Source organism: Dysgonomonas sp. Marseille-Q5470, from assembly GCF_951230145.1.
In the GTDB taxonomy this organism is placed as follows: domain Bacteria; phylum Bacteroidota; class Bacteroidia; order Bacteroidales; family Dysgonomonadaceae; genus Dysgonomonas.
Genome location: NZ_CATNVE010000005.1, coordinates 157,084 through 182,621, shown reverse-complemented (window position 1 = coordinate 182,621; position 25,538 = coordinate 157,084). Strand labels below are relative to the sequence as shown.

22 protein-coding genes and 1 pseudogene are annotated in these 25,538 nt (G+C 37.9%); 16 read left to right on the top strand and 7 right to left on the bottom strand.

Annotated elements, in window-relative coordinates; translation table 11 throughout:
* Positions 1-23: 23 nt before the first annotated feature.
* The 5 genes from QOX35_RS10840 to QOX35_RS10820 all read right to left on the bottom strand — a co-directional run bounded on the left by QOX35_RS10840 (position 24) and on the right by QOX35_RS10820 (position 5,068).
* On the bottom strand, positions 24-779 hold the full coding sequence (locus QOX35_RS10840) for an SDR family NAD(P)-dependent oxidoreductase (RefSeq protein WP_283686904.1): 756 nt from the start codon (positions 777-779) through the stop codon (positions 24-26).
* Between the two features lie 11 nt (positions 780-790).
* Positions 791-1,453 (bottom strand): lipoyl(octanoyl) transferase LipB, encoded by a 663-nt coding sequence (gene lipB / locus QOX35_RS10835; RefSeq protein WP_283686903.1) that lies wholly within the window; start codon positions 1,451-1,453, stop codon positions 791-793.
* Positions 1,454-1,466: 13 nt separating this feature from the next.
* Positions 1,467-2,027 (bottom strand): crossover junction endodeoxyribonuclease RuvC, encoded by a 561-nt coding sequence (ruvC, locus tag QOX35_RS10830; RefSeq protein ID WP_283686901.1) that lies wholly within the window; start codon positions 2,025-2,027, stop codon positions 1,467-1,469.
* Position 2,028: 1 nt separating this feature from the next.
* Positions 2,029-2,337, bottom strand: a complete 309-nt coding sequence (locus tag QOX35_RS10825; RefSeq protein ID WP_283686900.1) for a DUF4286 family protein — start codon at positions 2,335-2,337, stop codon at positions 2,029-2,031.
* 304 nt (positions 2,338-2,641) lie between these two features.
* On the bottom strand, positions 2,642-5,068 hold the full coding sequence (locus QOX35_RS10820) for a beta-glucosidase (RefSeq protein ID WP_283686899.1): 2,427 nt from the start codon (positions 5,066-5,068) through the stop codon (positions 2,642-2,644).
* Positions 5,069-5,249: 181 nt separating this feature from the next.
* On the opposite strand from QOX35_RS10820, the gene QOX35_RS10815 reads away from it, so the two are divergent.
* From QOX35_RS10815 to bglX, 3 genes and pseudogenes are all read left to right on the top strand, one after another.
* On the top strand, positions 5,250-5,996 hold the full coding sequence (locus QOX35_RS10815) for an NUDIX hydrolase (RefSeq protein ID WP_283686898.1): 747 nt from the start codon (positions 5,250-5,252) through the stop codon (positions 5,994-5,996).
* Positions 5,997-6,209: 213 nt separating this feature from the next.
* Positions 6,210-8,558 (top strand): hypothetical protein, encoded by a 2,349-nt coding sequence (locus QOX35_RS10810; RefSeq protein ID WP_283686897.1) that lies wholly within the window; start codon positions 6,210-6,212, stop codon positions 8,556-8,558.
* 25 nt (positions 8,559-8,583) lie between these two features.
* Positions 8,584-10,858: pseudogene (bglX, locus tag QOX35_RS10805) on the top strand (beta-glucosidase BglX).
* A 72-nt stretch (positions 10,859-10,930) separates the two neighbouring features.
* Here the strand turns inward: bglX and QOX35_RS10800 are convergent.
* Positions 10,931-11,260 (bottom strand): hypothetical protein, encoded by a 330-nt coding sequence (locus QOX35_RS10800; protein WP_283686896.1) that lies wholly within the window; start codon positions 11,258-11,260, stop codon positions 10,931-10,933.
* Between the two features lie 91 nt (positions 11,261-11,351).
* Positions 11,352-12,614, bottom strand: coding sequence for a phosphoglycerate kinase (locus QOX35_RS10795; protein WP_135103471.1), 1,263 nt, complete (start codon positions 12,612-12,614; stop codon positions 11,352-11,354).
* A gap of 556 nt (positions 12,615-13,170) precedes the next feature.
* Between QOX35_RS10795 and QOX35_RS10790 the strand changes: the two genes are divergently transcribed.
* The 13 genes from QOX35_RS10790 (at position 13,171) to QOX35_RS10730 (ending at position 25,462) form a co-directional block, all read left to right on the top strand.
* Positions 13,171-14,163, top strand: a complete 993-nt coding sequence (locus QOX35_RS10790; protein WP_135103472.1) for an AAA family ATPase — start codon at positions 13,171-13,173, stop codon at positions 14,161-14,163.
* Between the two features lie 52 nt (positions 14,164-14,215).
* The gene (locus QOX35_RS10785; RefSeq protein WP_283686895.1) at positions 14,216-14,572 is read left to right on the top strand and encodes a four helix bundle protein; all 357 of its coding nucleotides are present in this window, start codon (positions 14,216-14,218) and stop codon (positions 14,570-14,572) included.
* 40 nt (positions 14,573-14,612) lie between these two features.
* Positions 14,613-15,482, top strand: coding sequence for a DUF58 domain-containing protein (locus QOX35_RS10780; protein WP_283686894.1), 870 nt, complete (start codon positions 14,613-14,615; stop codon positions 15,480-15,482).
* Positions 15,483-15,505: 23 nt separating this feature from the next.
* A complete protein-coding gene (locus tag QOX35_RS10775) occupies positions 15,506-16,567 on the top strand; it encodes a hypothetical protein (RefSeq protein ID WP_283686893.1) in 1,062 nt (353 codons plus the stop codon).
* A gap of 11 nt (positions 16,568-16,578) precedes the next feature.
* Positions 16,579-17,562, top strand: coding sequence for a vWA domain-containing protein (locus tag QOX35_RS10770; protein WP_135103478.1), 984 nt, complete (start codon positions 16,579-16,581; stop codon positions 17,560-17,562).
* A gap of 24 nt (positions 17,563-17,586) precedes the next feature.
* A complete protein-coding gene (locus QOX35_RS10765; RefSeq protein WP_283686892.1) occupies positions 17,587-18,615 on the top strand; it encodes a vWA domain-containing protein in 1,029 nt (342 codons plus the stop codon).
* Between the two features lie 110 nt (positions 18,616-18,725).
* Entirely contained in the window at positions 18,726-19,523 is a 798-nt protein-coding gene (locus QOX35_RS10760; protein WP_283686891.1) for a tetratricopeptide repeat protein, read from the top strand.
* A 2-nt stretch (positions 19,524-19,525) separates the two neighbouring features.
* Positions 19,526-20,380 carry a BatD family protein gene (locus QOX35_RS10755; RefSeq protein WP_006844558.1) on the top strand — a complete coding sequence of 285 codons (855 nt, stop codon included), beginning with the start codon at positions 19,526-19,528 and terminating at the stop codon, positions 20,378-20,380.
* Between the two features lie 52 nt (positions 20,381-20,432).
* Positions 20,433-22,268, top strand: coding sequence for a BatD family protein (locus QOX35_RS10750; RefSeq protein WP_135103485.1), 1,836 nt, complete (start codon positions 20,433-20,435; stop codon positions 22,266-22,268).
* Between the two features lie 11 nt (positions 22,269-22,279).
* Positions 22,280-23,122 (top strand): tetratricopeptide repeat protein, encoded by an 843-nt coding sequence (locus tag QOX35_RS10745; protein WP_283686890.1) that lies wholly within the window; start codon positions 22,280-22,282, stop codon positions 23,120-23,122.
* A gap of 44 nt (positions 23,123-23,166) precedes the next feature.
* Entirely contained in the window at positions 23,167-23,862 is a 696-nt protein-coding gene (locus tag QOX35_RS10740) for a phosphatase PAP2 family protein (protein WP_006844561.1), read from the top strand.
* Between the two features lie 78 nt (positions 23,863-23,940).
* Complete coding sequence (locus QOX35_RS10735; RefSeq protein WP_135103488.1) at positions 23,941-24,195, top strand: DNA-binding protein; 255 nt, start codon at positions 23,941-23,943, stop codon at positions 24,193-24,195.
* A gap of 145 nt (positions 24,196-24,340) precedes the next feature.
* On the top strand, positions 24,341-25,462 hold the full coding sequence (locus QOX35_RS10730; protein ID WP_006844563.1) for a universal stress protein: 1,122 nt from the start codon (positions 24,341-24,343) through the stop codon (positions 25,460-25,462).
* The last annotated feature ends 76 nt before the right edge of the window (positions 25,463-25,538 follow it).

Below are 25,538 nucleotides of genomic sequence, written 5' to 3'. Positions count from 1 at the left end.
AAGACAGATAAAAGTAATATATTTTATTCTATATATATCATCTTTTTTGTCATACCTCCGTCAACTACAATATTTTGTCCATTAATAAAATCATTCGCCGGTTCGCAAAGGAACAGGCAAGTGCGAGCTATATCTTCGGGTTTGCCTACTCTGCCCGATGGGTGCTGCTTATGGTCTTCGGGACGTAAATCGCCGTAATGCCCTGTGTCTATCCAGCCCGGACTGATACAGTTCACCGTTATATTATATTCACTAAGGGAAATAGCTAAAGCGTGGGTAAGTGATACGATTGCTCCTTTAGATGCGGCATAGGCTTCGGAATTCGGTTCGCTCATCAGGTAGCGGGTAGATGCCATGTTGATTATTCGCCCGTAGGTGTTTAACTCTTTATTTAGTGAGCGGTGTTTTGCTAATAATTTGGCTAATATGAATATAGGACGTAGGTTGATGTTCAGAACTTTGTCGAAGTCTTCTACTGACACATCGAGTATTGATCCGAAATTGCTAACTCCTACATTGTTGATAATGATATCTATATTTCCTTTCTTGGAGATAATAGTATGAATAAGGTAACTCAAAGCCCCTGCATCGGAAACATCAAGTTGGGCGAATGAGCATTTATAGCTTTTCATCTCTTCGCTTAGTCGCTTTCCTGCCTCTTCATCCATATCGCAAAAAGTAACATCTGCTCCTTCTTTGCAAAAAGCTTTTACTATGCTTCTGCCAATGCCATTGGCTCCGCCCGTGACAAATACTATCTTGTTTTGCAAACTCTCCATAATTATTGTGCTTATTTGGGGATGAATACCTCTTCAAATAATTCTTTCATTTTACTTTTTACTTCTTCCATATCTACCTTATGTCCAAGCTCTTTTTCAAGCGATGTTACTCCTTTGTCAACAAAGCCACAAGGATTGATAAGTGAGAAATAAGATAAATCTGTATTTATGTTGAATGCAAATCCGTGCATTGTCACAAAGCGGCTACTACGCACACCTATCGCCGCAATCTTTCGTGTGCGAGCAGAGACTGTTGTATCTATCCATACACCTGCTGCACCTTCGAGTCTTTCAGCTTTGATATTGTAAGACGCCAAAAAACGAATTATAATTTCTTCTAGGTTAAAGATGTATTGTCTCAGTCCGATGTCGTATGATTCTAAATCGAAGATAGGATAACCCACAAGTTGTCCCGGACCGTGATATGTAATATCTCCTCCGCGATCTATTTGGAAAAGTGATACTCCTTTTTCTTTTAGAAAATTTTCCTGAAACAGAAGGTTCTCATGTTTACCATGTTTGCCAATTGTGATCACATGTGGGTGTTCGCAAAACAAGAGGTAGTTTTCGGGCTGTTCCCCTTTCTCCTTAAGGGATAGGGCTTCTGCGAATAACTCTTGCTGGTATTTCCATGCATGCCCGTATTCTATATTTTCTAGATCTTTGTATATCATTGTGTTTGCTTATTTATTTAACTTTTCCCGGATTTTTATTTATAAAATCTTTCCAACTTGTAAATTTCTTTTCTTGTGTAGGGTTGTTTGTTTGGAAATAATGGCAAACTGCAGCGGCTAAACCATCGGTAGCATCCATCTGAGTTGGCATATTACTGTCGGGTATATGGAGGAAATGTTGTAACATATAGGCAACTTGTTCTTTAGCTGCACGTCCATTTCCGGTAATTGACATTTTTATTTTCAATGGGGCGTATTCAAAAATGGGAATGTCCCGCGATAATGCAGCAGCCATAGCTACCCCCTGTGCTCTACCCAGCTTGAGCATACTTTGTACATTCTTTCCAAAGAAAGGAGCTTCGATGGCTAGTTCATCGGGTAGGAATTCATCAATCAGTCCAATTATCCGTTCAAAAATCCGTCGGAGTTTCAGATAATGGTCGTCATACTTGCTAAGTTGTAGTACCCCCATCGCTAATAATTCAGGCTTGTTATTCACTACACGCAAGATACCGTATCCCATTACTTGTGTGCCGGGGTCGATACCCAATATTATTCGTTCTTTTTGTATCATACTACAAGCTTATTTCTTCTAATAATGTAACAAACCCCAAAGCCTTATTTCCAAACAGAGAGGTTAGCTCTTTCTGGAGAGCTTCGCCTTCTGTAGCATACCAGTGATTGAGCGTATCTACATTCTTCACCTTGAACTGTAATGAATAGCTGGTTCCACTTTCCTCATGCTGTGCGTGGATACGTGCGAAACGAGGTTCGTATAAGAAACCGCTATTCGTTGCTTTGATTATGTAAACATCTTTGATAAAACGGATATAATCGTTGCAGACTTCGTCTTCTACATGAAATGTAGTATTGAAAATGATCATTTGTCAGTGTTTTTTTTCTAAACAAAAATACGAAAAGTTTATGGGTTTTTCTTCAAGAATGAAACAAGCTGTTCTTGCTTATGGAATTTTATAGATTTAGATATCTATTAGAGAAAGATAATTATTATGATTATGAGAAGTATGTTTTCAACTTACTATCTATCATTTAATGCGGCACGTATAGAATGAAGATAAGGATAACCGACTGTTTATACTTATCTTACTCTATCACTCATCTTTAAATTAAAGAGGTTGTCCTGAATCAATTTTCAGGACAACCTCTTTGAATATTTATATCAGTTAATTAAGGTTTTAAGTCGACAAAAGAAGCCTTGTTATTCAGTACATTATTTACTTTTTCTACAATTTTTGTTTCCGGCAACATAAATGATTCTTTCAGCTTTGTGTCTAGAGCAGATGCTGCCACTTCAATCTGATAAGAACCTTTGTCAGCTACCCATGCGCTCTTTCCTTGATTAAAAGAAGCTAGCTCGCGAAGAGTTAAACGTAAAGTTATTGTTTGTTCTTCTCCCGGTTTTAGCAACCGGGTCTTGGCAAAAGCCTTAAGTTCTTTTGCGGGTTTATCTATAACGTTAGTTGGCGAGGATAAATATAATTGAACAATCTCTTTTCCTGCCACTTTTCCTGTGTTCTTCACATTAACGCTTACATACAGTTCGTTGTCAAACACCTTGTCGCTTATTCTCATATCAGAATACTCAAATGTTGTATAAGACAAACCATATCCAAACTCGTATGCAGGTTTTACATTGAAGGTGTTGAAATATCGGTATCCTACATATACTCCTTCTTTATACATCACTTCGGTCGGTTTGTCGGCAGGAAGTCCTTGGAAATTCTCGGCAGAAGAAACATCCTCATATTTTATAGGGAATGTCATTGATAATTTTCCTGATGGATTTTCTTTCCCTGATAAAATGTCTGCTACAGAGTTTCCTGCTTCTTGCCCCGGAAGCCAAGCCATTAAGATTGCGTCCACTTTGTCTTTCCAGCTTGTAACTTCTATTGCTCCTCCATTATTGAGAACCACTATCACTTTTTTCCCTTGAGCGTGAAATATAGATGATACATTATCTATTAGGTTCAGTTCTTCTTGTGTCAGTTTAAAATCAGCTTCAATCTTTCTATCGTCCAATTCTCCTGAACTTCTTCCTATAGTAATTATTGCAACATCATTTTTTGAGGCACTTTCTTTTATCATCGACTCCTTAAGTTTTGGTTGAGGCATCAGCGGAACCAGCATTAATGGGTTAGCCTTCAACGCTTCTTTTACTTTGGCTGCCTCAGCATTTACAAATGGAGTATAAAATTGCTCCAGTTTTTGATCTGTCGAATAGCCTGCATTCTTTAGTCCCTCTTTTAGTGATACAATATATGCCTTGTTTACATCTCCACTACCTGTTCCTCCGGCAATGAGATTGTAAGATAAGCTTCCGAAAACAGCCATATTCTTTGTGCTTGGAGCAAGAGGCAGAGCATTCTCTTTATTTTCTAATAAAACCATGCCTTCGGTTGCTGCCTGACGTGTGAGTTCTGCATGTTTTTTCAAGTCGGGTTTGTTTGAAAATTGATAGTTTCTTATTTTGTTTGAAGACAAGATCATATTCAAAATTCTCTTTACACAAATATCCAAATCCCCTTCGGTAAGAGCTCCCGATTTTAAATCATTCAGTATGTCTTCTTTTTGCGAAGGGATGCCCGGCATTAATAAATCATTACCGGCTTTTAGTTGCAGCGATGTGTTGTGTTCTTTCCCTTTACCCATCAGTGCCTCTAGTCCGTTGCTATATCCACCAAACCAGTCTGTTATAACTACACCTTTGTATCCCCATTCGTCTCTTAGTATTGTTGTCAGCAAATCATAATCGGCAGAAGTATATATTCCGTTTATCTTATTATAAGAAGACATTATGGTTGCTGGGTTTGATTCTTTAACTGCGATTTCGAAACCTCTTAAATAAATCTCTCTTAATGCCCTCTGAGATACGTTGACATTCAAGTTCATCCTGTTTTTTTCACTGTTGTTTGCCGCAAAGTGTTTTACCGATGTTCCCGAGCCGTTCTCCTGTATACCGTTTATCATTGCCGCCGCAATTTTTCCTGTCAATAAAGGGTCTTCCGAGTAGTATTCATAATTTCGTCCACAGAGTGGGTTCCGCATAATATTGATAGCCGGAGCAAGTTGTATGTCAGATCCGTATTCCAATACTTCGTTTCCTATTGCTCGCCCTACTTGTTCTATCAACTTTGTATCCCAAGTGCAAGCTAATAGAGTGCCCACTGGGAAACCGGTTGCATAAAATGTTTGATCTGTGTTTTTTCTGGTTGGGCTGATGCGCACACCTGCCGGCCCGTCTGTCATCACAATAGCCGGGATACCATATTTGTCAAGAGGATAAGTTGTGCCGGCAGCACCCGGGACTAGGTATTCCGTTCCTCCTACTACCATGTCTTTTATCAGCCCTTCGAAGCCTTTCATACCCGTTCCCAACACTATATTTATTTTATCGTCTAGTGTCAGGCGAGTCATTAAGTCTGAAATTCGTTTGTTGTTGGGCAAACGAGTATCTTCATACGGTTGTAGTTTTCCGTCATTATTTAAGTCTGGGAGTGTTTTTCCATCTACAACAATTTGTTTAGGCGGTTGGCCTAATAATTGAAAAGTTGCGATAATTAAACAAAAACCTGTTAAAATATATTTTTTTATCATATCAATATTTTTTTATCAATTTTATAATAACGTATTTTACACACCAGAGGCAAAATTAATACATATGCCCATATGACGTACATAATACGCTTTTATTTTTTATGTTGTATAACATGCAGCATGAGGGATCATGTCGTCTGAAAAATAGATATTGGTTTAATGATGTAAAGAAGAGAGACTTATGGAATCATTGTACTTGGAGACTTTTAAAGCACAGACAGAGAATATACACCCGGGACTATCTGTAGACTGTGTTATTATATCTTTTCATGAGCAAAAAATGAAGATATTGCTCAATAAATATAAATTAAGTAAACTGTGGATGTTGCCGGGAGGTTTAGTCCATAAAGAAGAGGATGTTGATGAAGCTGTACAAAGGGTTTTACTTCAGCGCACCGGTTTGACTAACATAAAATTGAGACAATTCTATTTATTTGGAAAGAAAGATCGTTGTAATATAGATAACAATAGAGATCTGCTGGAAAGTTACGGTGTTAGCCCTGACGATATCCCCAATTTGATGAGCCGATATGCGACGTTGGGTTATTTTGCTTTCGTGCGTTACGATCAGGTATCGTTGAGCGAAGACGATACAGACTTGAGTATGTGGTTTGATATAGATAAAATACCTAAACTCAGCCATGACCATAATGAAATCATAAATCGGGCAATAAAGCATATACGACTGCTTATAGACGTTATTCCTATCGGATATGAATTGCTTCCCGAGGAGTTTACGATAGTAGAGTTGCGAAAGATATATGAAGATATATTGGGAGAGGAACTTGATAAGCGTAATTTTAGAAAACGAATGCTAACTTCTGAATTGATTGTTAGTCTTGATAAAAAGAGAGAATCAGATCCCTATCCTCAGCCAAACTTGTACTCCTTCAATATGAAGAGAATAGAAGAGCTGTTGGATTTATGATATAATCATTTTGTTATTATTTATGTGTATCCAAGTATGTTTTATTCATGCTTGGATATTTTTTTTCTTATTTTATGTTTTAAAACATGTTATTTTGTTGTGGCGTATATTGTACGCTAATAAATAATGCTATACTTTTGTATCGCGTATTAAATACACCACACGTAAAAGACTGAACTTAACAAAATTAATCCCTAATGTTTTAACATAAATATGAGAAATATAAATATCAATAAAGTAATATATACCGCTATCTTACTATCCTTATTGGGTAGTACAACTATATATGCGCAAAAGGTTGAGTCGCTAAAAAAGGATACGGTTGCAGCCGATGCTAAGGATGAAAAAAACATGATGCTGAATGCCAGCAGCAGTACGGGCCCTCGTACGGTAAATATCGGACTGCCTGCCGGCGTTGGCGGTACATCGGTTATGGAAAATGGACTACCTGTCTCTTACTTTTACTGGCCGGTTCTTCCTACTAGAGCATGGCGATTGGATGCTTCAACTATAGGTTTCGAAACTCTAAACTTAAATCAGACAGCATTGCGTACGGGAGATGTCGGCATTTCTATTGCTACGTATGATAATCTGGGGACAGATAGGGTATTTGGTAATTTTGACATTACCGGAAACCATTACGGCTTGATGAAAGCTACCGGTGCTATAAGTGCTCCGATCAATAAAAATGGACTTTCTTTTGCAGCAGGGTTTTATCTTAATTATGATCCCGGAACATTAGATGTCCCTTTCAAAAAATACTATAATGACCAGACTCAAATGTTTAAAGGAGCATTGACCCAGAAATATAACGGAGGCAGGGATAAGATCAGCGTTATGTATAAATATATGAATACAGGTGGAATATCTTTAGGATTCAGTCCCTTTTACTATAATGGGGATGGTAGTATAAAGGAAATTCCAGGCGTAAAAATCGGACGGTCTTCATTCTTTGAAAAATCAGGAAAAGTATGGATGAAAGACGTGTATTCAGGGAATATGATTGAAGAGGATATGTTTGACCAAAATAAATGGAAAACACATGAATTATATCTTATCGGAGAAAACAAATTTGATAATAACTGGAACTTAAACTATACATTTAAATTATCACAAACCAAAGGCTCTCAATTGATTCAGGTGCTGTTAGGTGCACACGACATCACAGGTTATAGCTATATGGATGGTACGCCTGTAAAAGGGAATGCCGGAATTCAGCATTGGCTCTTCTCTAATCCCGAAATGACTATAAAAACTCTATCAGGAGTCTTGAATCTGAATAAAAAGACCAATACGCATGATTTTAATATAGGCTTAATGGGGGCTATGTATAATCCGGGAGAATATTATACAAAAACCTCAACATATTATACAGACGTAAAAGAGAACCCTTCTAAAGTTGTTGATAACTCAAATCAGATATTTCAATTTGATCAATACGGTCAAATCAAAAGTATAGTAGGAAATGAAATGTACAATATAGGAACAGAGTACGATAGCGGATATGAAAGAAAACTGGCTTTATATTTTTCTGATAAATGGAATATCAGTCCAAATTTTAATCTGGGATATGGTGCGAGAGTGGAATGGCAAAAAGTTAAGGGAACTTATGCCCCTAGATATAATAAGAATGGAGATCTTTTGTCTGTAACAGCACGTAATGCCGATGGGACTTTATCTAAAGACAAATCTAAATATAAAGCAATAAATGATGATTATCTGAATCTTGTTTTTAATGCTGATGCTCTTTATAAACTGACAAATAGCTTTGGTTTACTAGCTGATGTCGGATATAACAGGCAATCACCTCACTTGGAAAGCTATGCAGGTCAATACGAAGTAGATGCCAAACAAAATACAGTATTAAGTGGAGGTTTAGGTTTATACTTCAATCACCCGTTGGTAGAGTTGGTGTCGAAAGGTACTTTTATCAGTAAAAATAATTATGTTGGACGCATGGACCTGAAGTTAGGAAATGAAAGTGCTAACACGGTTATTTACTACGACATTCAAACACTGGGTTGGACGACAGACTTTATGTTTACGCCGTTTAAGTTTTTCGACAATTCTCTAAAAAACTTTAACCTTCACTTTTTAGTGACACTGCAAGATCCTGTTTACAAAAACTATTCGATCAATCCTAAGTTTCCGAGTGGAGCAATGCTTCCGGAGCCTGTAAAGTTTGACGATAAAAATGTTCTTGTGGTTTCTAAATTCTTGCTCGAGATAGATCCTAGCTATTCATTCGGTATAGATAAAAATACAAACGCAAGAGTTTGGCTAAGTGGTCGTTATTATAGCAAGCAATATGCAAACCTGCCAAACAACTTATATTATAAAGGTCACTGGGAAACATTTGGAGGTTTGAATATAAACTACAAAGGACACTTCGATTTTTATGCCAATTTTGTAAACCTGCTTAATCAAGAAGGTATCGGCGGTACAATCGGAGGAACAGACCTATATAATCAAGAGCAGGCAAATGCAGTTGCCGGAACTATACAGGGTGCGACCTATATTCGTCCGTTTACAGCAGAATTTGGTATTAAGTACAGATTTTAATATAATATTTTAATAAATAGAGATTATGAGAAAAGTTTTATTATTAGCTCTTTGGGGACTATCCTTATGTGTGTATAGTCAAAACAAAGGCGATACAAAGATGAATCAGTTTATAGATAATCTGATGCAGCAAATGACGTTTGAAGAGAAAGTGGGGCAGTTAAATCTTGCAGCATCACCTGCTCTGATGACAGGGACTACTTTTACTGAGAATATAAATGAAAAGCTTACAAAAAGCCAACTCGGAGCTTTCTTGAATGTTATAAGCCCTGAAGAACAGAAAAAGGCTCAGGAAATAGTAACTACACAAACACGCATGAAGATTCCGCTTATTTTTGGATTGGATGTTATTCATGGCTATAAAACTATTTTTCCTATTCCGTTAGCTCTTGCATGTACATGGGATCCGGCTTTGATTGAGAAAACAGCACGCAGAGCTATTGTAGAAGCTACCAGTACAGGTATAAACTGGGTATATTCACCGATGGTAGATATCTCTCGCGATCCGCGTTGGGGACGTGTGGCTGAAGGAGCAGGCGAAGATCCGTATCTTGGCGGACTTGTTGCAAAAGCAATGATTAGAGGTATTCAAGGTGACGATCTGAGTGCTGATAATACAGCTATGGCATGCGTAAAGCACTTTGCCCTTTACGGAGCATCGGAGGCCGGTAAGGACTATAACACAGTGGATATGAGTCGGGTTCAGATGTTTAATTACTACATGGAGCCATATAAAGCAGCCGTAGAAGCCGGAACAGGAAGCTTGATGACATCATTCAATTTGGTAGAAGGAATTCCTGCTACAGGAAACAAATGGTTGCTTACAGATGTATTGAGAAAACAGTGGGGCTTTGATGGTTTTATTGTTACTGACTTTACATCTCTCAACGAAATGATAGATCATGGTATGGGAGATCTGGAAACAGTAACCGGCTTAGCTCTAAATGCTGGAGTAGATATGGATATGGCCGGAGAAGCTTTCTTAACGAAGTTAGCCGGATTAGTAAAAAAAGGTGTTGTAAAACAAGCAGATATAGACACGGCTTGTAGAAGAGTGCTTGAAGCTAAATATAAACTTGGTTTGTTTGAAGACCCTTTCCGCTATTTGAAACGTGTAGGAGAGCCATTGGTGACACCAGAATCGAGAGCTTTGGCTCGTGAAGCTGCCAGACAATCTACTGTTTTACTGAAGAATGCAAACCAAACTTTGCCTTTACAGAAAAAAGGAAAAATTGCTTTGGTCGGTCCTCTTATGGATTCCCAATATGATATGATGGGTACATGGGCACTTACTGCCGATAAGAAATATTCGATAACACTAAAAGAAGGGATTAAAAATGCAGTAGGTGATAATGCCACTGTAGTATATGCAAAAGGAGCAAATATAGTTGATGATGAGTTTATCTTTGATAAGTCAAATTTTTATGGTTTCCCATTTGTATCCAAAGATCCTAAATCTCCGGAAGAATTACTAAAAGAAGCTATTGAAGTTGCAAAACAGTCTGACGTTGTAGTTGTTGCTTTAGGTGAAGGAAATAGCCAAAGTGGAGAATCGGCATCAAGAACAAATATTGATCTTTTCGAAAACCAAAAAACATTACTTAAAGAACTTGTGAAAACAGGTAAGCCTGTAGTATTGGTGTTATTCAACGGACGTCCTCTTACATTAACCTGGGAAGATGAGAATTGTGCTGCCATCGTAGAGGCTTGGGCTCCCGGTAGTGAAGCAGGTAACGCTGTGGCAGATATCTTATTTGGCGATTACAATCCATCGGGTAAGATAACAATGACTTTCCCGCGTTCGGTTGGGCAAATTCCTATCTATTACAATCACATGAATACAGGTAGCACCGTATGTAGAAGGCGGGCCTCATAAGTTTAAAGCAAATTATATTGACGAGGTTAATGAGCCGCTTTATCCATTCGGATATGGTCTTAGCTATACTACTTTCGAGTATGGTGATGTTAAGCTCAACTCAAATAAGATGAATGAGAACGGAAGTGTAGAAGCTAGTATAACTGTATCGAATACAGGAAATAAAGATGGAAATGAAATCATACAGCTATATATCAGAGATGAGGCTGCCAGTATTTCAAGACCGGTGAAAGAACTGAAAGGTTTTGAGAAGATATTCCTGAAAGCAGGTGAAACAAAAACAGTTAAGTTTACAATAACTGCCGATCAGTTGAAATTCTACAATAATAATATAGATTATGTTTGTGAGCCGGGTATGTTTGAAGTCATGATTGGAAAGAATAGCCAAGATGTAAAATCAAGTAAATTCGAGTTGGTGAAATAATCGATTCTTTTTAAATATTATAATTATAACAGAAAAACACCTTCGGAATATTCATCCGAAGGTGTTTTATTATTATTTTGAGGTATCAGAGGACGAGGATGTAGATGGTCTGTTCTCAAATTCATATTTGTTTAACCATACTTTATTCCACCCCAACAGCTTGCCGTCCACAAACCTGAGTTTATATATTCCCTCATCAAACGCTTTATAGCCCCAAACTATGACATTGTCTTTAGCTTCCACTACTTCATATTGATCTCCCATAATAGAGACAATCTGTTGTTGAGACATTCCTATGCTAATATTCCTGATGTTTTTGTCTGCATTTTTCATGCTATTGTATGTGCTACATGAAAACAGGAGCATGCTGAAAGTAATTAAAAGTAATAGTTTTTTAGCCATAGCATTTGTTTTGATTATTTTAGAATAAAGATAAAAAAAGTCCGTATAATATTATACGGACTTTACATATTTTATTTGATTAATTAAAATCTTAGTATCCTCTGATAGCTTTAATTCCCGGAAGAACTTTACCTTCGATGAATTCAAGTAAAGCGCCACCACCTGTAGAAACATAAGATACCTCATCTGCAAGGTTGAACTTATTTACAGCAGCAACAGAGTCACCACCACCTACAAGAGAGAAAGCTCCGGCTTTGGTAGCAGTAGCAACAGCTTCAGCAGTTACTTTTGTTCCTTGAGCGAAGTTGTCGAACTCGAATACACCTACAGGACCATTCCAAAGAATAGTTTTTGAAGCCATAAGTACATCTGCAATTTCTTTTTCGCCTTTAGGACCTATATCTAATCCCATCCATCCGTCAGGGATAGCGTTAGCTTCTGATATTTCAGTATTAGCGTCGTTGCTGAAAGCATCTGCTATTTTAGCATCGCTTGCTATTACTAATTGTACACCATTCGCTTTAGCTTTGGCTACAATTTCGTTAGCAAGGTCTAGCTTGTCATTTTCTACAAGAGAATTTCCGATCTTACCACCTGCTGCTTTGATGAAAGTAAATGCCATACCACCACCAATAACAAGATTGTTTACTTTATCCAATAGGTTTTCAATGATGTCGATTTTTGAAGAAACCTTAGCACCACCAATGATAGCAGTAAACGGACGTGCTGTATCTTTCAATACTTTTTCTACAGCGTCAATTTCTTTCTGCATCAGGTAACCGAACATTTTGTGTTCAGCATCGAAGTAATCTGCAATAAGAGCGGTCGAAGCATGTGCACGGTGAGCTGTACCAAAAGCATCGTTTACATAAACATCTGCATAAGAAGCAAGTGTTTTAGTGAACTCTTTTTGGCTTTCTTTTATAGCCTTTTTTGCAGCAGCTTTTTCTTCATCGCTTGCATCTTCGGCCAAACCACGAGGCTTGCCTTCTTCTTCGGCATAGAAACGAAGATTTTCGAGCAATAATGCTTCTCCCGGTTGAAGGGCAGCAGCTTTTACTCCAGCATCTTCGCCTACACAATCGTTTGCAAACTGTACATCTACACCAAGAAGTTTAGATACGTGAGCAAGGATATGTTTCAATGAATATTTTTCTTCTACTCCTTTTGGACGGCCAAGGTGAGATGCTATAATTGGGCTACCACCATCAGCTACGATCTTTTTTAGGGTAGGCATAGCCGCACGAATACGAGTGTCATCTGTGATGTTGAATTGTGCATCTAGAGGCACATTGAAATCAACTCGTACAAAGACTTTTTTGCCTGCAAAGTTGAATTTGTCAATTGTAATCATGATTTGTTTTAGTTAAATATAAATAATATTACTGATTATCAATGCTTTGTTAGGGGCTGCTGCCCATTTTAAAAAGTGATACAAATATACTAAATTCTGTGAGAGATATTTTATGAAAAAATGAAATTATAGTAAAATTTGACAGAATATTAATTTAACTCGAAGATTTGTTAATCCGAGTTTGCAAAAAAGATAAAACTTTAGTTCACTCATTTTATAGGTGATTAAAATGAGAATGTACTTCTCTCTTTTCTTTATTGTATTTTTGAGATCAAAGGGTAAATCTTTCACTTGGCTATAGTTCTTTTTGTACAATGCGTATCTGAAGGTAATCTTTTCATAGTGTTATGATTGTTAGACTATAATTAAAGAATGGAAATATAAAAAGTTGATTTATGTTATATCTGCTTTTTGATATTTATTTCTAGGCCTTTAAATACTTCATTCTGCTTAATTTTTTTTAACTCCGAATTATCGCTTTTAAGATTTAACATTTCTATTTTTGTCGTGCTTACTAAAAATGAAGATCAATATAAACTCAAAATAGAAGAAAAATATGGCACATGTTGATATTCGGGAGCTTACCGAAAGAATTCAAAGCAAAAGTTCATTCGTCGAATCACTCACAATGGGAATGGATCGGGTTATTGTGGGCCAAAAGCATCTGGTAGAGTCGTTGCTTATCGGTCTGCTCGCTGATGGACATATATTGCTGGAAGGTGTTCCCGGTCTCGCAAAAACGTTGGCAATAAAGTCTTTGGCATCACTTATCGATGCTAAATATAGTCGTATTCAGTTTACTCCCGATTTGCTTCCGGCCGATGTGGTGGGAACAATGATCTATAGCCAGAAAACTGAAGAATTCTTAGTGAAACATGGGCCTGTATTCTCTAACTTTGTATTAGCCGATGAAATTAACCGTGCTCCAGCCAAGGTACAAAGTGCTTTGCTTGAGGCTATGCAAGAACGTCAGGTTACTATCGGAGAGAAAACCTACAAGTTGCCTTCTCCTTTCCTTGTGATGGCTACACAAAACCCTATTGAGCAGGAAGGTACTTATCCGCTTCCTGAAGCTCAGGTTGACCGTTTCATGCTGAAGGTGGTGATTAACTATCCGAAGAAAGAAGAAGAAAAATTGATCCTCAGAAATAACCTCGCCGGAGATTATGGTAGCCTTCAGCCGGTAATGAAAGCCGAAGAAATCATAAGTGCCCGTGAAGTGGTTCGTGATGTTTATTTGGACGAAAAAATTGAAAAATATATTGTAGATATAGTATTTGCTACTCGTTTCCCTGAAGATAACGGGCTGGCATCTTTGAAAGGTATGATCGGGTTCGGAGCTTCTCCACGTGCATCTATCAGCCTTGCCCTTGCTTCAAGAGCTTATGCTTTTATCAAACGCAGAGGATATGTGATACCTGAAGATATACGTGCAGTATGTCATGATGTATTGCGTCACCGTATCGGTTTGACATACGAAGCTGAGGCAAATAATACTACATCTGATGAAATAATAAGTGAAATCTTAAATAAGATTGAAGTTCCGTAATTGATCACAGTCAACAGTTAACAGAGAGCAGTTAGCAATGTAATAAACTGAAATGATAACAAACAGTCTTGTATATGAAAAAGCTTATTCTTTTGCAATAAGAATTGTAAATGCTTATAAGTTCTTGAAAGATAAACAAGAGTTTGTTCTATCAAAACAACTGTTGAAAGCAGGAACTTCTGTCGGAGCTAATATAGCAGAAGCCAACGGCGCTATTTCGGATTCGGATTTTTCAGCTAAAATCAGTATAGCATATAAGGAAATATTGGAGACTAAATATTGGCTTTCTTTACTTAAAGATACCGGATATATTTCTTCTGATACTTTTAATGACGTGCATGAAGATGCTGATGAAATAGCTAAAATGTTATACTCTATATTAAAGATAACTCGAATAAATAAAATTTAATAATTGTTGACTGTTAACTGATAACTGTTAACTGAACAAGATGGAAACAAGCGAATTATTAAAGAAAGTACGTCAGATAGAGATTAAAACCCGTGGATTATCCCGCAATATTTTTGCCGGTCAGTATCACTCTGCTTTTAAGGGGCGTGGTATGGCTTTTTCAGAAGTGCGAGAATATCAGTATGGAGACGATATCCGTGATATAGATTGGAACGTGACAGCACGATACAACAAGCCTTATGTAAAGGTCTTCGAAGAAGAACGCGAGCTTACCGTTATGTTGCTTGTCGACGTTTCTGCCAGTCAGGATTTTGGTACACACCTTTCTGTAAAGAGAGATGTGGTAACCGAAATTGCTGCTACTCTGGCCTTTTCTGCTATACAAAATAACGATAAGATCGGAGTAATCTTCTTTTCTGATAAGATCGAAAAATTCATCCCTCCAAAGAAAGGGAAGAAACATATCCTGTACATTATCCGCGAATTGATCAACTTTCAGGCAGAAAGTCCCAAAACTGATATGGGAATGGCTCTGAAATTTTTGACAAATGCTATAAAAAAGAGGTGTACAACCTTTATGATATCCGACTTTATTGATGTCAAAGATTACTACAATGCGCTCACGATAGCAAATCGTAAACACGATATTGTTGCGTTGCAGGTATATGATTCTCTCGAAACTCAGTTGCCTAGCATTGGTCTTATGAAGATACTGGATGCAGAGACCGGAAGCGAACATTGGATCGATACATCGTCTCGTAAGGTAAGGCAGACGTATAAAGATTGGTGGCAGAAACAACAGGATAGTATGCAAACCTCATTCAATCGCAGCAAGGTGGACAGTGTATCGGTGCGTACCGATGAAGATTATGTGAAAGCATTGTTGGCTTTATTTAAAAAGAGAAGTTGAAAATAAAATCGATACATTGATATATGTTGAAATTGAAAAATATAATACTGCTTAGCTTATTCTTCTGTTTGAGTTTTGCGCTTCATGCACAAAAGTCGACCGTAAGGGCTACTATACAGCCGTCGGATATCTTGATTGGTGAGCAGGCAGTTATAAATGTAGAAGTTATTGCCCCCAAAGGGAAGAATATTATTTTTCCTGCCTACAAGGATACACTAATCAGGGGGGTAGAAGTTCTCGCGATGTTGAAGCCGGATACAACAATGACTGAGGTGATGACTATCAATCAGAAATACATTGTTACATCATTCGACTCTACGCTGTATCATATACCTTATATGCTGGTGATAGATGGCATAGATACCCTGAAGACAAATGATTTTGGGCTCAAAGTGTCTGCTCCGCAACTATCCGACTCTACGTTAGCTTATCTCGAACGATTGAAAAATCATGAGACTGACTCTATCGATTTTGCTAAGCTTCAGATAAACGATATTAAGGATGTCCAATCTCCTCCATTTGTATGGCTCGACTATTTGGAATACTTGTATATACTTTTCCTGGCATCTCTTATTATATTATTGATTGCTGCCTTAGTTTATCTCTATTACAGGAAAAAGAAAAAAGGATATTATTTTACTCCTAAAATTGTATTGCCTCCCCACGTCGAAGCATTGCAGGGTCTTGATAAACTCAAGGATTCAAAAATGTGGCAGCGAGGTATGGAGAAAGAATATTATACCGAATTGACTGATATCCTTCGTAAGTATATTGGTCGTCGTTTTGATATTGCTGCTCCCGAAATGATATCGGACGATATTATTGCAGCTGTTCATCTGGTTACAGATACAAAATCTGCGACAGACGGACTTGCTCAAATCCTGAAACTGTCCGATCTTGTGAAGTTTGCAAAATATACACCTTTTGCCGATGAAAACGACCTTAGTTTGGTTAATGCATTCTTATTTGTAAATCAGACCAAAATAGAAGAAAGACCTACATTGGAAGAACAGAAGGAAGGAAAAGAAGCGCAGGGAGAAACAAGTGCAACAGGAAATCAAAATATGAATAATAAACCAAGCTAAAAGATACAGAAATGGAATATGCCAATCCGAAATATTTATACTTACTCTTATTGCTTATACCTCTTATTGGGTGGTATATCTTTAAGCTAAGGAAAATGCAGGCTACATTCAAGTTGTCTTCTGGCTATGCATTCGAAAAAGCACCGTCGACACTGAGGGTATATATGCGTCACTTTCCCTTTTTGTTGAGGGTAATTGCTATTGCCCTTGTTATAATAGTGTTGGCAAGACCTCAGAGTGTCAATTCTTCAGATATATCCAAGTCGGAAGGAATAGACATTATTATGGCGTTGGATATATCAGGAACCATGATGGCGAATGACTTCTCTCCAACTCGTTTGGAGGCGGCAAAAAAAGTTGCATCTGAATTTATCAACGACAGGCAAAGCGACCGTATCGGTTTGGTCATTTTTGCGGGTGAGAGTTTTACTCAATGTCCGTTGACTACAGACCACCGGGTACTTCTCAACTTACTGAGTGAAGTTAAATTCGGAATGATAGAAGATGGTACAGCCATAGGATTGGGACTAGCCAATTCCGTAAACAGATTGAAAGACAGTCAGTCAAAATCTCGTGTTGTTATCCTTCTGACAGACGGATCTAACAACGCCGGACAGATTGCTCCGTTGACCGCTGCCGAACTGGCTGCATCATACGGAATACGTGTGTATACGATTGGTATAGGTTCTAGAGGAACGTCAGTGGCACGTGTCATGACTCCGTACGGAATGCAATCGATGAATGTATCGGGTGACTTTGACGAACGCACATTGACCGAGATAGCCTCTAAAACGGGAGGTTCGTATTTCCGTGCTACGGACAATACCAGTCTGAGCGGCATATATGACGAAATAGATCAAATGGAAAAGTCTCATATAAGTGTAAATACTGTGACAAAGCGTAAAGAGCTTTATTTGCCTTTTGCAATTATGGCTTTAGTGCTGATCGGAGGAGAACTTATTCTACGACGTACATGGTTGAGAAATATTCCATAAATAAAACAAGTGTAAGCATTAATTATGAGTGTATTTAAGTTTGCAAATCCCGAATTCCTATATTTGTTCCTTGCCATACCTTTATTTGTTATTGGCTTTATCTTATTAAATATAGCTAAACGTAAAAGTGTGGAAAAGCTGGGGACATTGTCTTTGGTGAAGAAAATGATGCCGGAACTATCGTTAAAACGTTCTTATCTTAAATTTTGGATAACGATGGTTGCAATAGCATTTGGTATCATCGTTTTGGCTCGTCCACAATTTGGGACAAAGGTTGAGAAAGTAGATAAAAAAGGAATAGAGTTGGTTATTGCTATAGACGTTTCTAATTCGATGATGGCAGAAGATATCAGCCCGAGCCGATTGGTAAAGGCAAAGCAAATATTGACTCGTATCATCGATGAACGTAAGAATGATAAGGTAGCAATTGTGGTTTTTGCAGGAGAGGCATTTATACAGTTACCTCTGACACCTGACAACCAATCGGCGAAGTTATTCCTCGAAACGATCAATCCGAGTCTTGTGCCTGTACAGGGTACTGCCATTGGTAGTGCTATAGATATGAGCATGAGTTGCTTCTCTAACGATGCGGATATAGATAAAGCTATTGTCCTTATCACAGACGGAGAGGGGCATGAGGGTAATGCAGAAGAGGCTGCTGCCCGTGCTGCCGGTAAAGGTGTGCATGTGAATGTAGTAGGGATAGGAACAGCAGAGGGTGCAATGATTCCCGAAGCTGAAAATTCACGAGATATAAAAAGAGACACGCAAGGGCAACCCGTAGTTACCAAGCTTAATGAAGAAATGTGTCGTCAGATAGCAAAAGCCGGAGAAGGATTGTATGCGCATGCTGATAATTCTAACAGTGCGCTGAAAAGCTTACAGGCAGAGCTGGATAAACTACAGAAGAAAGAAATAGATGGTATTGCATATTCTGAATATGACGAAAAATATCAGATTTTTGCATGGGCTCTATTGGTTTTACTCTTTGTAGAGATTTGTATCTTCGAAAAGAAGAATAGAATATTCAGAAATATAAGGTTGTTTAAGTAAAATAAGTAATGCACGTTTTTTGTCATGCTAATTTAATGAAGAGCTTAGTCGGAGAGATATAAGATTTATTACTTTGTTTTGAAATGACATCATAATTGAATATCGACGAAATGAAAAAAATTATATTTATAACACTTTTTACCCTGATCGCAGTTAGTTTATCGGCTCAGAAAGAAGCACGCAAGGCCGTTCGCTCAGGTAATAAGGCATATAAAGACCAACGATATGGTGCTGCCGAAGCCGAATATCACAAAGCATTGAAAGATGATGCCGCATCGAAAGAAGCTTCTTTCAATCTTGCAAATGCATATTATAAACAACAAAAGTGGGATGATGCCTTGAAAGAGTATCAACATTATCTCACATTGGAGAATCAGAATCCAATTAAGATGAGTGCTGCTTGGAGTAATATGGGAAACACTTTCTTGAAAAAGAAAGCAAATGAAAAAGGACAAGGTCAACAAGCTCCTGTACCTCAGGGTCAGCAGCCCGCGCAGCCCCAACAGCAGCAAGGAGACAATCTTAAAATGTCGATGGAAGCGTATAAGAACGCATTGCGTTTGAATCCGAAAGATGACAATACACGTTATAATCTGGCTGTTGTACAGAAAATGATACAAGACCGACAAAACGAAGATCAGAATAAGGATCAAAATAAAGATCAGAACAAAGATCAAAAACAAGACCAAAATAAGGATCAAAACCAAGACCAGAATCAGAATAAGGATCAGAAACAAGACCAAAAAGATAAGAAGGATCAAAATCAAATGTCGCAAGACAATATGCAACAGATGTTGCAAGCTATAGAGCAAGACGAAAAAAATACTCAAGAACGCGTAAACCAAGCGAAGGCTCAGGAACGCAAGCAAAAGAATGAAAATAATAGAAAGCAGAATAAAGACTGGTAATAATGAAAAGAAGTAATATTCTCTCATTTCATCGGCTTTTAGTTTTGTTCTTCGCCTTATCTTTTTATATCTCTTTAGCAGGACAGGAGAACAAAGTGAGGATAAAAGCACCTGAAACAGTAACTGTTGGAGAGCAGTTTACAGTCGCTTATATTGTGGAAAGTGATAAGGAAGTGAAAGAACCTGTAATCATCAAAAATATGAATGGGTTTGAAATTCTTTACGGGCCTTCTTTGTCCGCATCAAGTTCTACCGTGTTCAAAAAAGGGAAGAGGGTACAGTCTTTTTCGGCTACATCAACCTATATACTTCGTGCACCCGAAAAAGGTAAGTTTTCTTTGCCACAGGCAGAAGTGAATATCGATGGTAAGAAGTATAAATCGGAAAGTTTTAAGATAGAAGTACGATCACTGGAAGAGAATATAGCTAAGGTGAAGGATGTAGATGCTTTTCTAAAAGTGGTAGCCTCCAAAACCAGTGTTAACCTCTCGGATACGCTAACCCTCTCTTATCGTCTGTATACAACAAAGGATATATATAAGATCGTGGATGTAGACTTTCCGTATCTGAATGATTTCTATTCAAGTGATATAACCCGCTTGAGACAGTCATTTTCTGAAGAAGTGATAAACGGAAAAACATACAAAGTCGTGGAAATGCGAAAACTACTCTTGCAACCGCGCAAAATCGGAGAAATGGTATTGCCCGAGGGCTCAGTGACTGTTCAGTATTCGACTCCTACGGGACGGAAAGTAAGAGATATTTGGGGAGATGTATACGACGAGTCGGTGACTAACGACAAGGTGCTGAAAATAGATTCGGTAGTTATACGTGTTCAAGACTTGAAAGCTATATAAAGTAAAAATATTACTTTTGTGATAATCTTTAGAAAAATAAATTGAGAGAGTAATGAAGAGGTGTTCGTTTTTATTGATATTATTACTCATAAGTGTTTCAAAAATATTGGCCGATGACATCTCGTTTGTCATCAATGCTCCTGCATCTACCGTAAAAGGAGCTCAGATACAGCTGCAATATATATTGAAAGGAGGGAGTGGAAACAATATCCAGATTCCTGATGAGATAAGAGGATTTGATATTCTTTTCGGACCCTCTGTATCCCAGGTTTATAGCTCTTCTAATATCAATGGGAAAGTTAGCTCTGAGAGCAATACAACTTTCACCTATGTGCTGATGGCTAATGCTGAGGGGACATTTACACTACCTGCTGCGTCAATTAAGGCTAATGGTAAGAATTATAGATCGGGAACGGCTCAAATAAAAGTATTGCCACCCGATAAGAACGCACAGCCTCAACAGCCGGGACGTAATCCTCAAGTTATTACGCAGACATCAAAAGAAGGAAATGTGAGTCCTGATGATGCCTTTGTAAGAGCCATATTCTCTAAAACTAAAGTAAAAGAACAGGAAGCTGTTGTCGTAACATTCCGATTCTATACCGTACTTAATATCAGAGATGTCGGTAAGATTCAATTCCCTGAATTTGAAGGCTTCATGACAGAGGATTTTGATATGGCCACAAACCGACAAATGACAGCTGAGCATTATAAAGGTCGAAACTACATGGCAATAGATGTAAAGAAGACCTTGTTGTTTCCTCAGCGATCGGGCAAGATAACCATTCCTTCGGGAACGATGGAGATTGTTTTTGAGGTTTCCTCAGGACGTAAAGTGCAGACCTTCTTCGGTCCTCAGGATGTGATGACAGAAGCTAAGAAGATATTGAAAACAACACCTGTTACTGTCGATATTTCGGCTCTTCCGTTACAAGATAAACCTGCTAACTTTTCGGGAGCAGTGGGTGCATTTACGTTTACGCCTACTATTTCTTCACAGAAAGTGAAAGCGAACGATGCTGTAACCATCAAGCTAAATATCTCGGGTACAGGTAACCTGAAGCTTATAAAGAATCCGGAAATAAAATTCCCTAAGGATATAGAGACTTACGATCCTCAGGTGAAAAACGATTATAAGTTGACTGAGAACGGTTTGTCGGGTACAAAGACGATAGAATATATGTTTATCCCTCGCTATCCGGGTAAGTTTACTATTCCTCCTATCGAATTTTCATATTTCGATACACGTACCAATACTTACAAAACAGTATCTTCTCCATCTTACGAATTGGATGTAGATAAAGATCCGAATGCCGGGAAGAATGTGTCAACAAGCTATTCTAATCAGAAAGAACTGGAGATAAATCAGGATATACGTTATATAAAAACAGGCAGCTACTCATTTAAGAATCCGAACGACTTCTTTGTAGGCTCTCTTTCCTATGTTCTTTGCTATCTCATCCCGCTTGCATTGTTTATTATCTTCTCGATTATATATAGGAAGCAAATACAGGCAAATGCAGATATAGCCCTGATGCGCACCAAGAAGGCAAATAAAGTTGCAACTAAACGCCTGAAACTTGCTAAACAATATTTGCTTACACATAAAAAGGATAATTTCTATGAAGAGATACTTCGTGCTGTGTGGGGATATCTGAGCGATAAACTGACTATTCCGGTAGCTGATCTCAATAGAGAGAATATTGAAACAGAGCTTCGCAAATACGGAGTTGGAGATGATATTATAGGAACGTTTATAAATATACTCGATACCGGAGAGTTTGCACGTTATGCTCCGTCAGAATCGGATGATGCGATGGATAAGCTCTATAACGACACGGTAGATGCTATCGGTAAAATGGAAAATACAATCAAAAAAATAAAATAATGATGCGTGAGATGAAACGAGTCATATTATCATACATATTCTTCCTTTTTGTATTCGCTATATCTTCATATGCACAAGATACAACTAATGTAAAATTAGATAGTGCAACAGTGAAGCCTTCTGCTACGATTGCAGACAATAAGGGCGGTGATAATACTGTATTTGATAAAGCGAACGAGTTATACAATAGCGGAGACTTCCGCAAAGCAATAGATTTGCTGGAAAACGAAAAGAATGAACAAAAGAAACAGGGGTTAGAGTCTGCGGAATTATATTATAACCTTGGTAACTCATATTATCGGGTTAATGAAATTGCAAAAGCCCGCCTATATTACGAAAGAGCACATTTGCTCGATCCGGGAGACAGGGATACGAAGCATAATATAGATTATATTATGACTAAGATTGAAGATAAGATTCCTGTTGCTGATACGTTCTTTCTTAGTATCTGGTTCAATGGGGTACAAAATCTGTTTAGCTCAAATAGCTGGGCGAATATCGGTGTTGTTTCATTTCTCTTATTGATCGGCTGTTTGGTGTTATTCTTCTTCACGAAACTGATTACGATTAAAAAAATAGCTTTCTATACCGGTATAGTATTCATTATAGTCGTTATATTTGCCAATGTGTTTTCGTTTAGGCAAAAGAGCCGCTTGGAATACCGGGACACTGCCGTAGTAATGGCTGCTTCGGCTCCTATGGTTAGCTCTCCCGATATAAATAGCAAAGAGCTTACCGTATTGCACGCAGGAACGAAAGTGTCGATAACAAAAGAAGATCGTAACTGGCTTGAAGTAGAAATCGATAATGGTACAGTGGGCTGGATACAGCGCGATAAACTGGAAATAATCTGATTCCTTTTCTTCCATTTATATATTTACATGAGAATATTATTTTAATGAGTTTAGTAGAACGAATTTTACCCTATGAGAGGAATCTCTTTTTGTGGCTTAATGATCAGCATACCTCTTATTGGGATGTTTTTATGTGGATATATAGCGGCAAGCTTGTATGGCTTCCACTTGCAATCGTTGCAATAGGTGTTTTTGTCTACAAAATAAAATGGAAAGAGGCACTTCTATTATTACTCTGTGCCGTTTTGGTTGGCGTGCTTTGTGACTATGTCTCTTCTTCTCTAATAAAGCCCTTTTTTGAACGTCTCAGACCTACCCATCATCCCGACTTTCAGAACTATGTAGACACTGTTCGTAATTACCGGGGAGGAAAGTATGGGTTTATATCCAATCATGCCGCTAATGGTTTTGGTATTGTCGCTTTTACATCTCTACTTTTCAGATATAAATATTATACAATCACCGTTCTTTTATGGGCATGCATAACAGGGTACTCCCGAATATACCTTGGTGTGCATTTTGTATCCGACGTTGTTGGAGGTGCAATATGGGGTGCATTGGTCGGTATTTCTATGTATTATGTTTATTTAACCTCACGCAGGTATATCTTAAAAGTTCCTAAAGAAGAATTGAAAATTCCTGTCTACACAAAAGTTAGGGCTCAGATACTAATGTGCACGATTTGGGTTCTGGTGATTTCGATCGCCATTTATAGCGCAGTATTTAATATTCCCACATAAAATCCATTGTTTTTCAAAAAAGAATTTTATAACTTTAGAACATATTCCTAATCATTTACCATTTAAAACTTAGAGAGTATGACTAGAGTTATCAGATTTGCAGAGCTAAGAAGGATTAAGGACACCTTACCGGATGGAAGTATACACCAAATAGCAGAAAAGTTAGAACTCCCGGTGGAAACTGTATGGAACTACTTTGGCGGATATAGTTACGAAAAAGGTCAAAGCTGCGGAATTCATATAGAACCGGGCCCGGATGGAGGATATGTCTCTATTGATGATACCACTATTTTGGATATGGCTTTAGAAATGATGGAATCAAGGGAGGCCTAAGAGAATAAGAGAGATGAATACGCCAAAAAGTGTTCATCTCTTTTCAAATATATCCGAACGTTTTTAGCTGCAAACATGATAATTTGCAATACTGAGAAAAAACGATTACAAAATTTGTACAAGAAATTATATAAATATGCCGATTATGGAAGATAAATTAGTAACACTAGCTATTCATACAAATGAAAAAGCCCAAATATTAAAACATGTATTGGAAGGTGAGAACATTGAAGTACATATCAATGATGTAGATCTTGATAATCCCGGAGTATCGGCCGGAGTTCGTATCCGAATAAAAGAATCTGATCTTCCTAAGGCGTTGAGTGTTGTAGAAAGTCGCCATCTGTTTAGCTACGATGAGGAAGAAACATATCGTACCGATGATGGACGCCAAAGGATTTTAATCCCTGTGGACTTCTCCGATTACTCTCTTAAGGCTTGTCGTATCGCTTTCAATCTCGCTCGTGAGCTGGGTGCAAAGGTCAAAATACTCCATGTGTATTTCAATCCTTATTATCCTACTGCCCTTCCTATGGCAGAGGCTTTTGCCTATCAAGGGAAAGAGGAAAAGGAATTTCAAAACATAATAGAGAAAGTAAAAGAAAATATTCAACGTCTCTGCAATACCATCGATAAGAAAGTCTCTGAAGGCGAATTTCCGTCAGTGAACTACTCTTATGTGCTTAGAGAAGGTTTGCCTGAAGAAGAAATTGTGACATTTACAAAGGAATATAAGCCATCAATCATCGTAATGGGCACTAGAGGGAAAGACCAGAAGGATGCCGACCTGATAGGTAGTGTAACAGCCGAAGTGATAGAAATGACACATGTGCCGCTGATAGCCATTCCCGAGAATACTCCGTTTAAGGATTTCAAGGATGTGAAGCACATTGCGTTTCTTACAAACTTTAGCCAAAGAGACCTTATTTCGTTCGACTTGTTAGCTAAATTATTACAACCTTATCAGGATATCCGTATCTCTTTGACTCATATTGCTGTGAAAAAATCGGATCAGTGGGACGAAATTAAGCTTCAAGGTATTAAAACGTACTTCTCGAAGCAGTATCCAAATTTGAATCTCGATTATAAGCTCATCGATACTTCCGATATGCTGAAAAGCCTCGACGAATATATAAAAGATGATGGAATACAGGTATTGGCACTAACAACCAGCAAACGCAATATATTTGCCCGGATGTTTAGCCCTAGTATCTCCCGCAAAATGTTGTTCCACTCAGATACTCCGTTATTTGTATTGAGAGGGTAGAGCGGCTTGATAAGACATATAGTTGTACTTTATATATCTATCCGTATCTCAGACAAGATACGGATAGCTTTTTTTT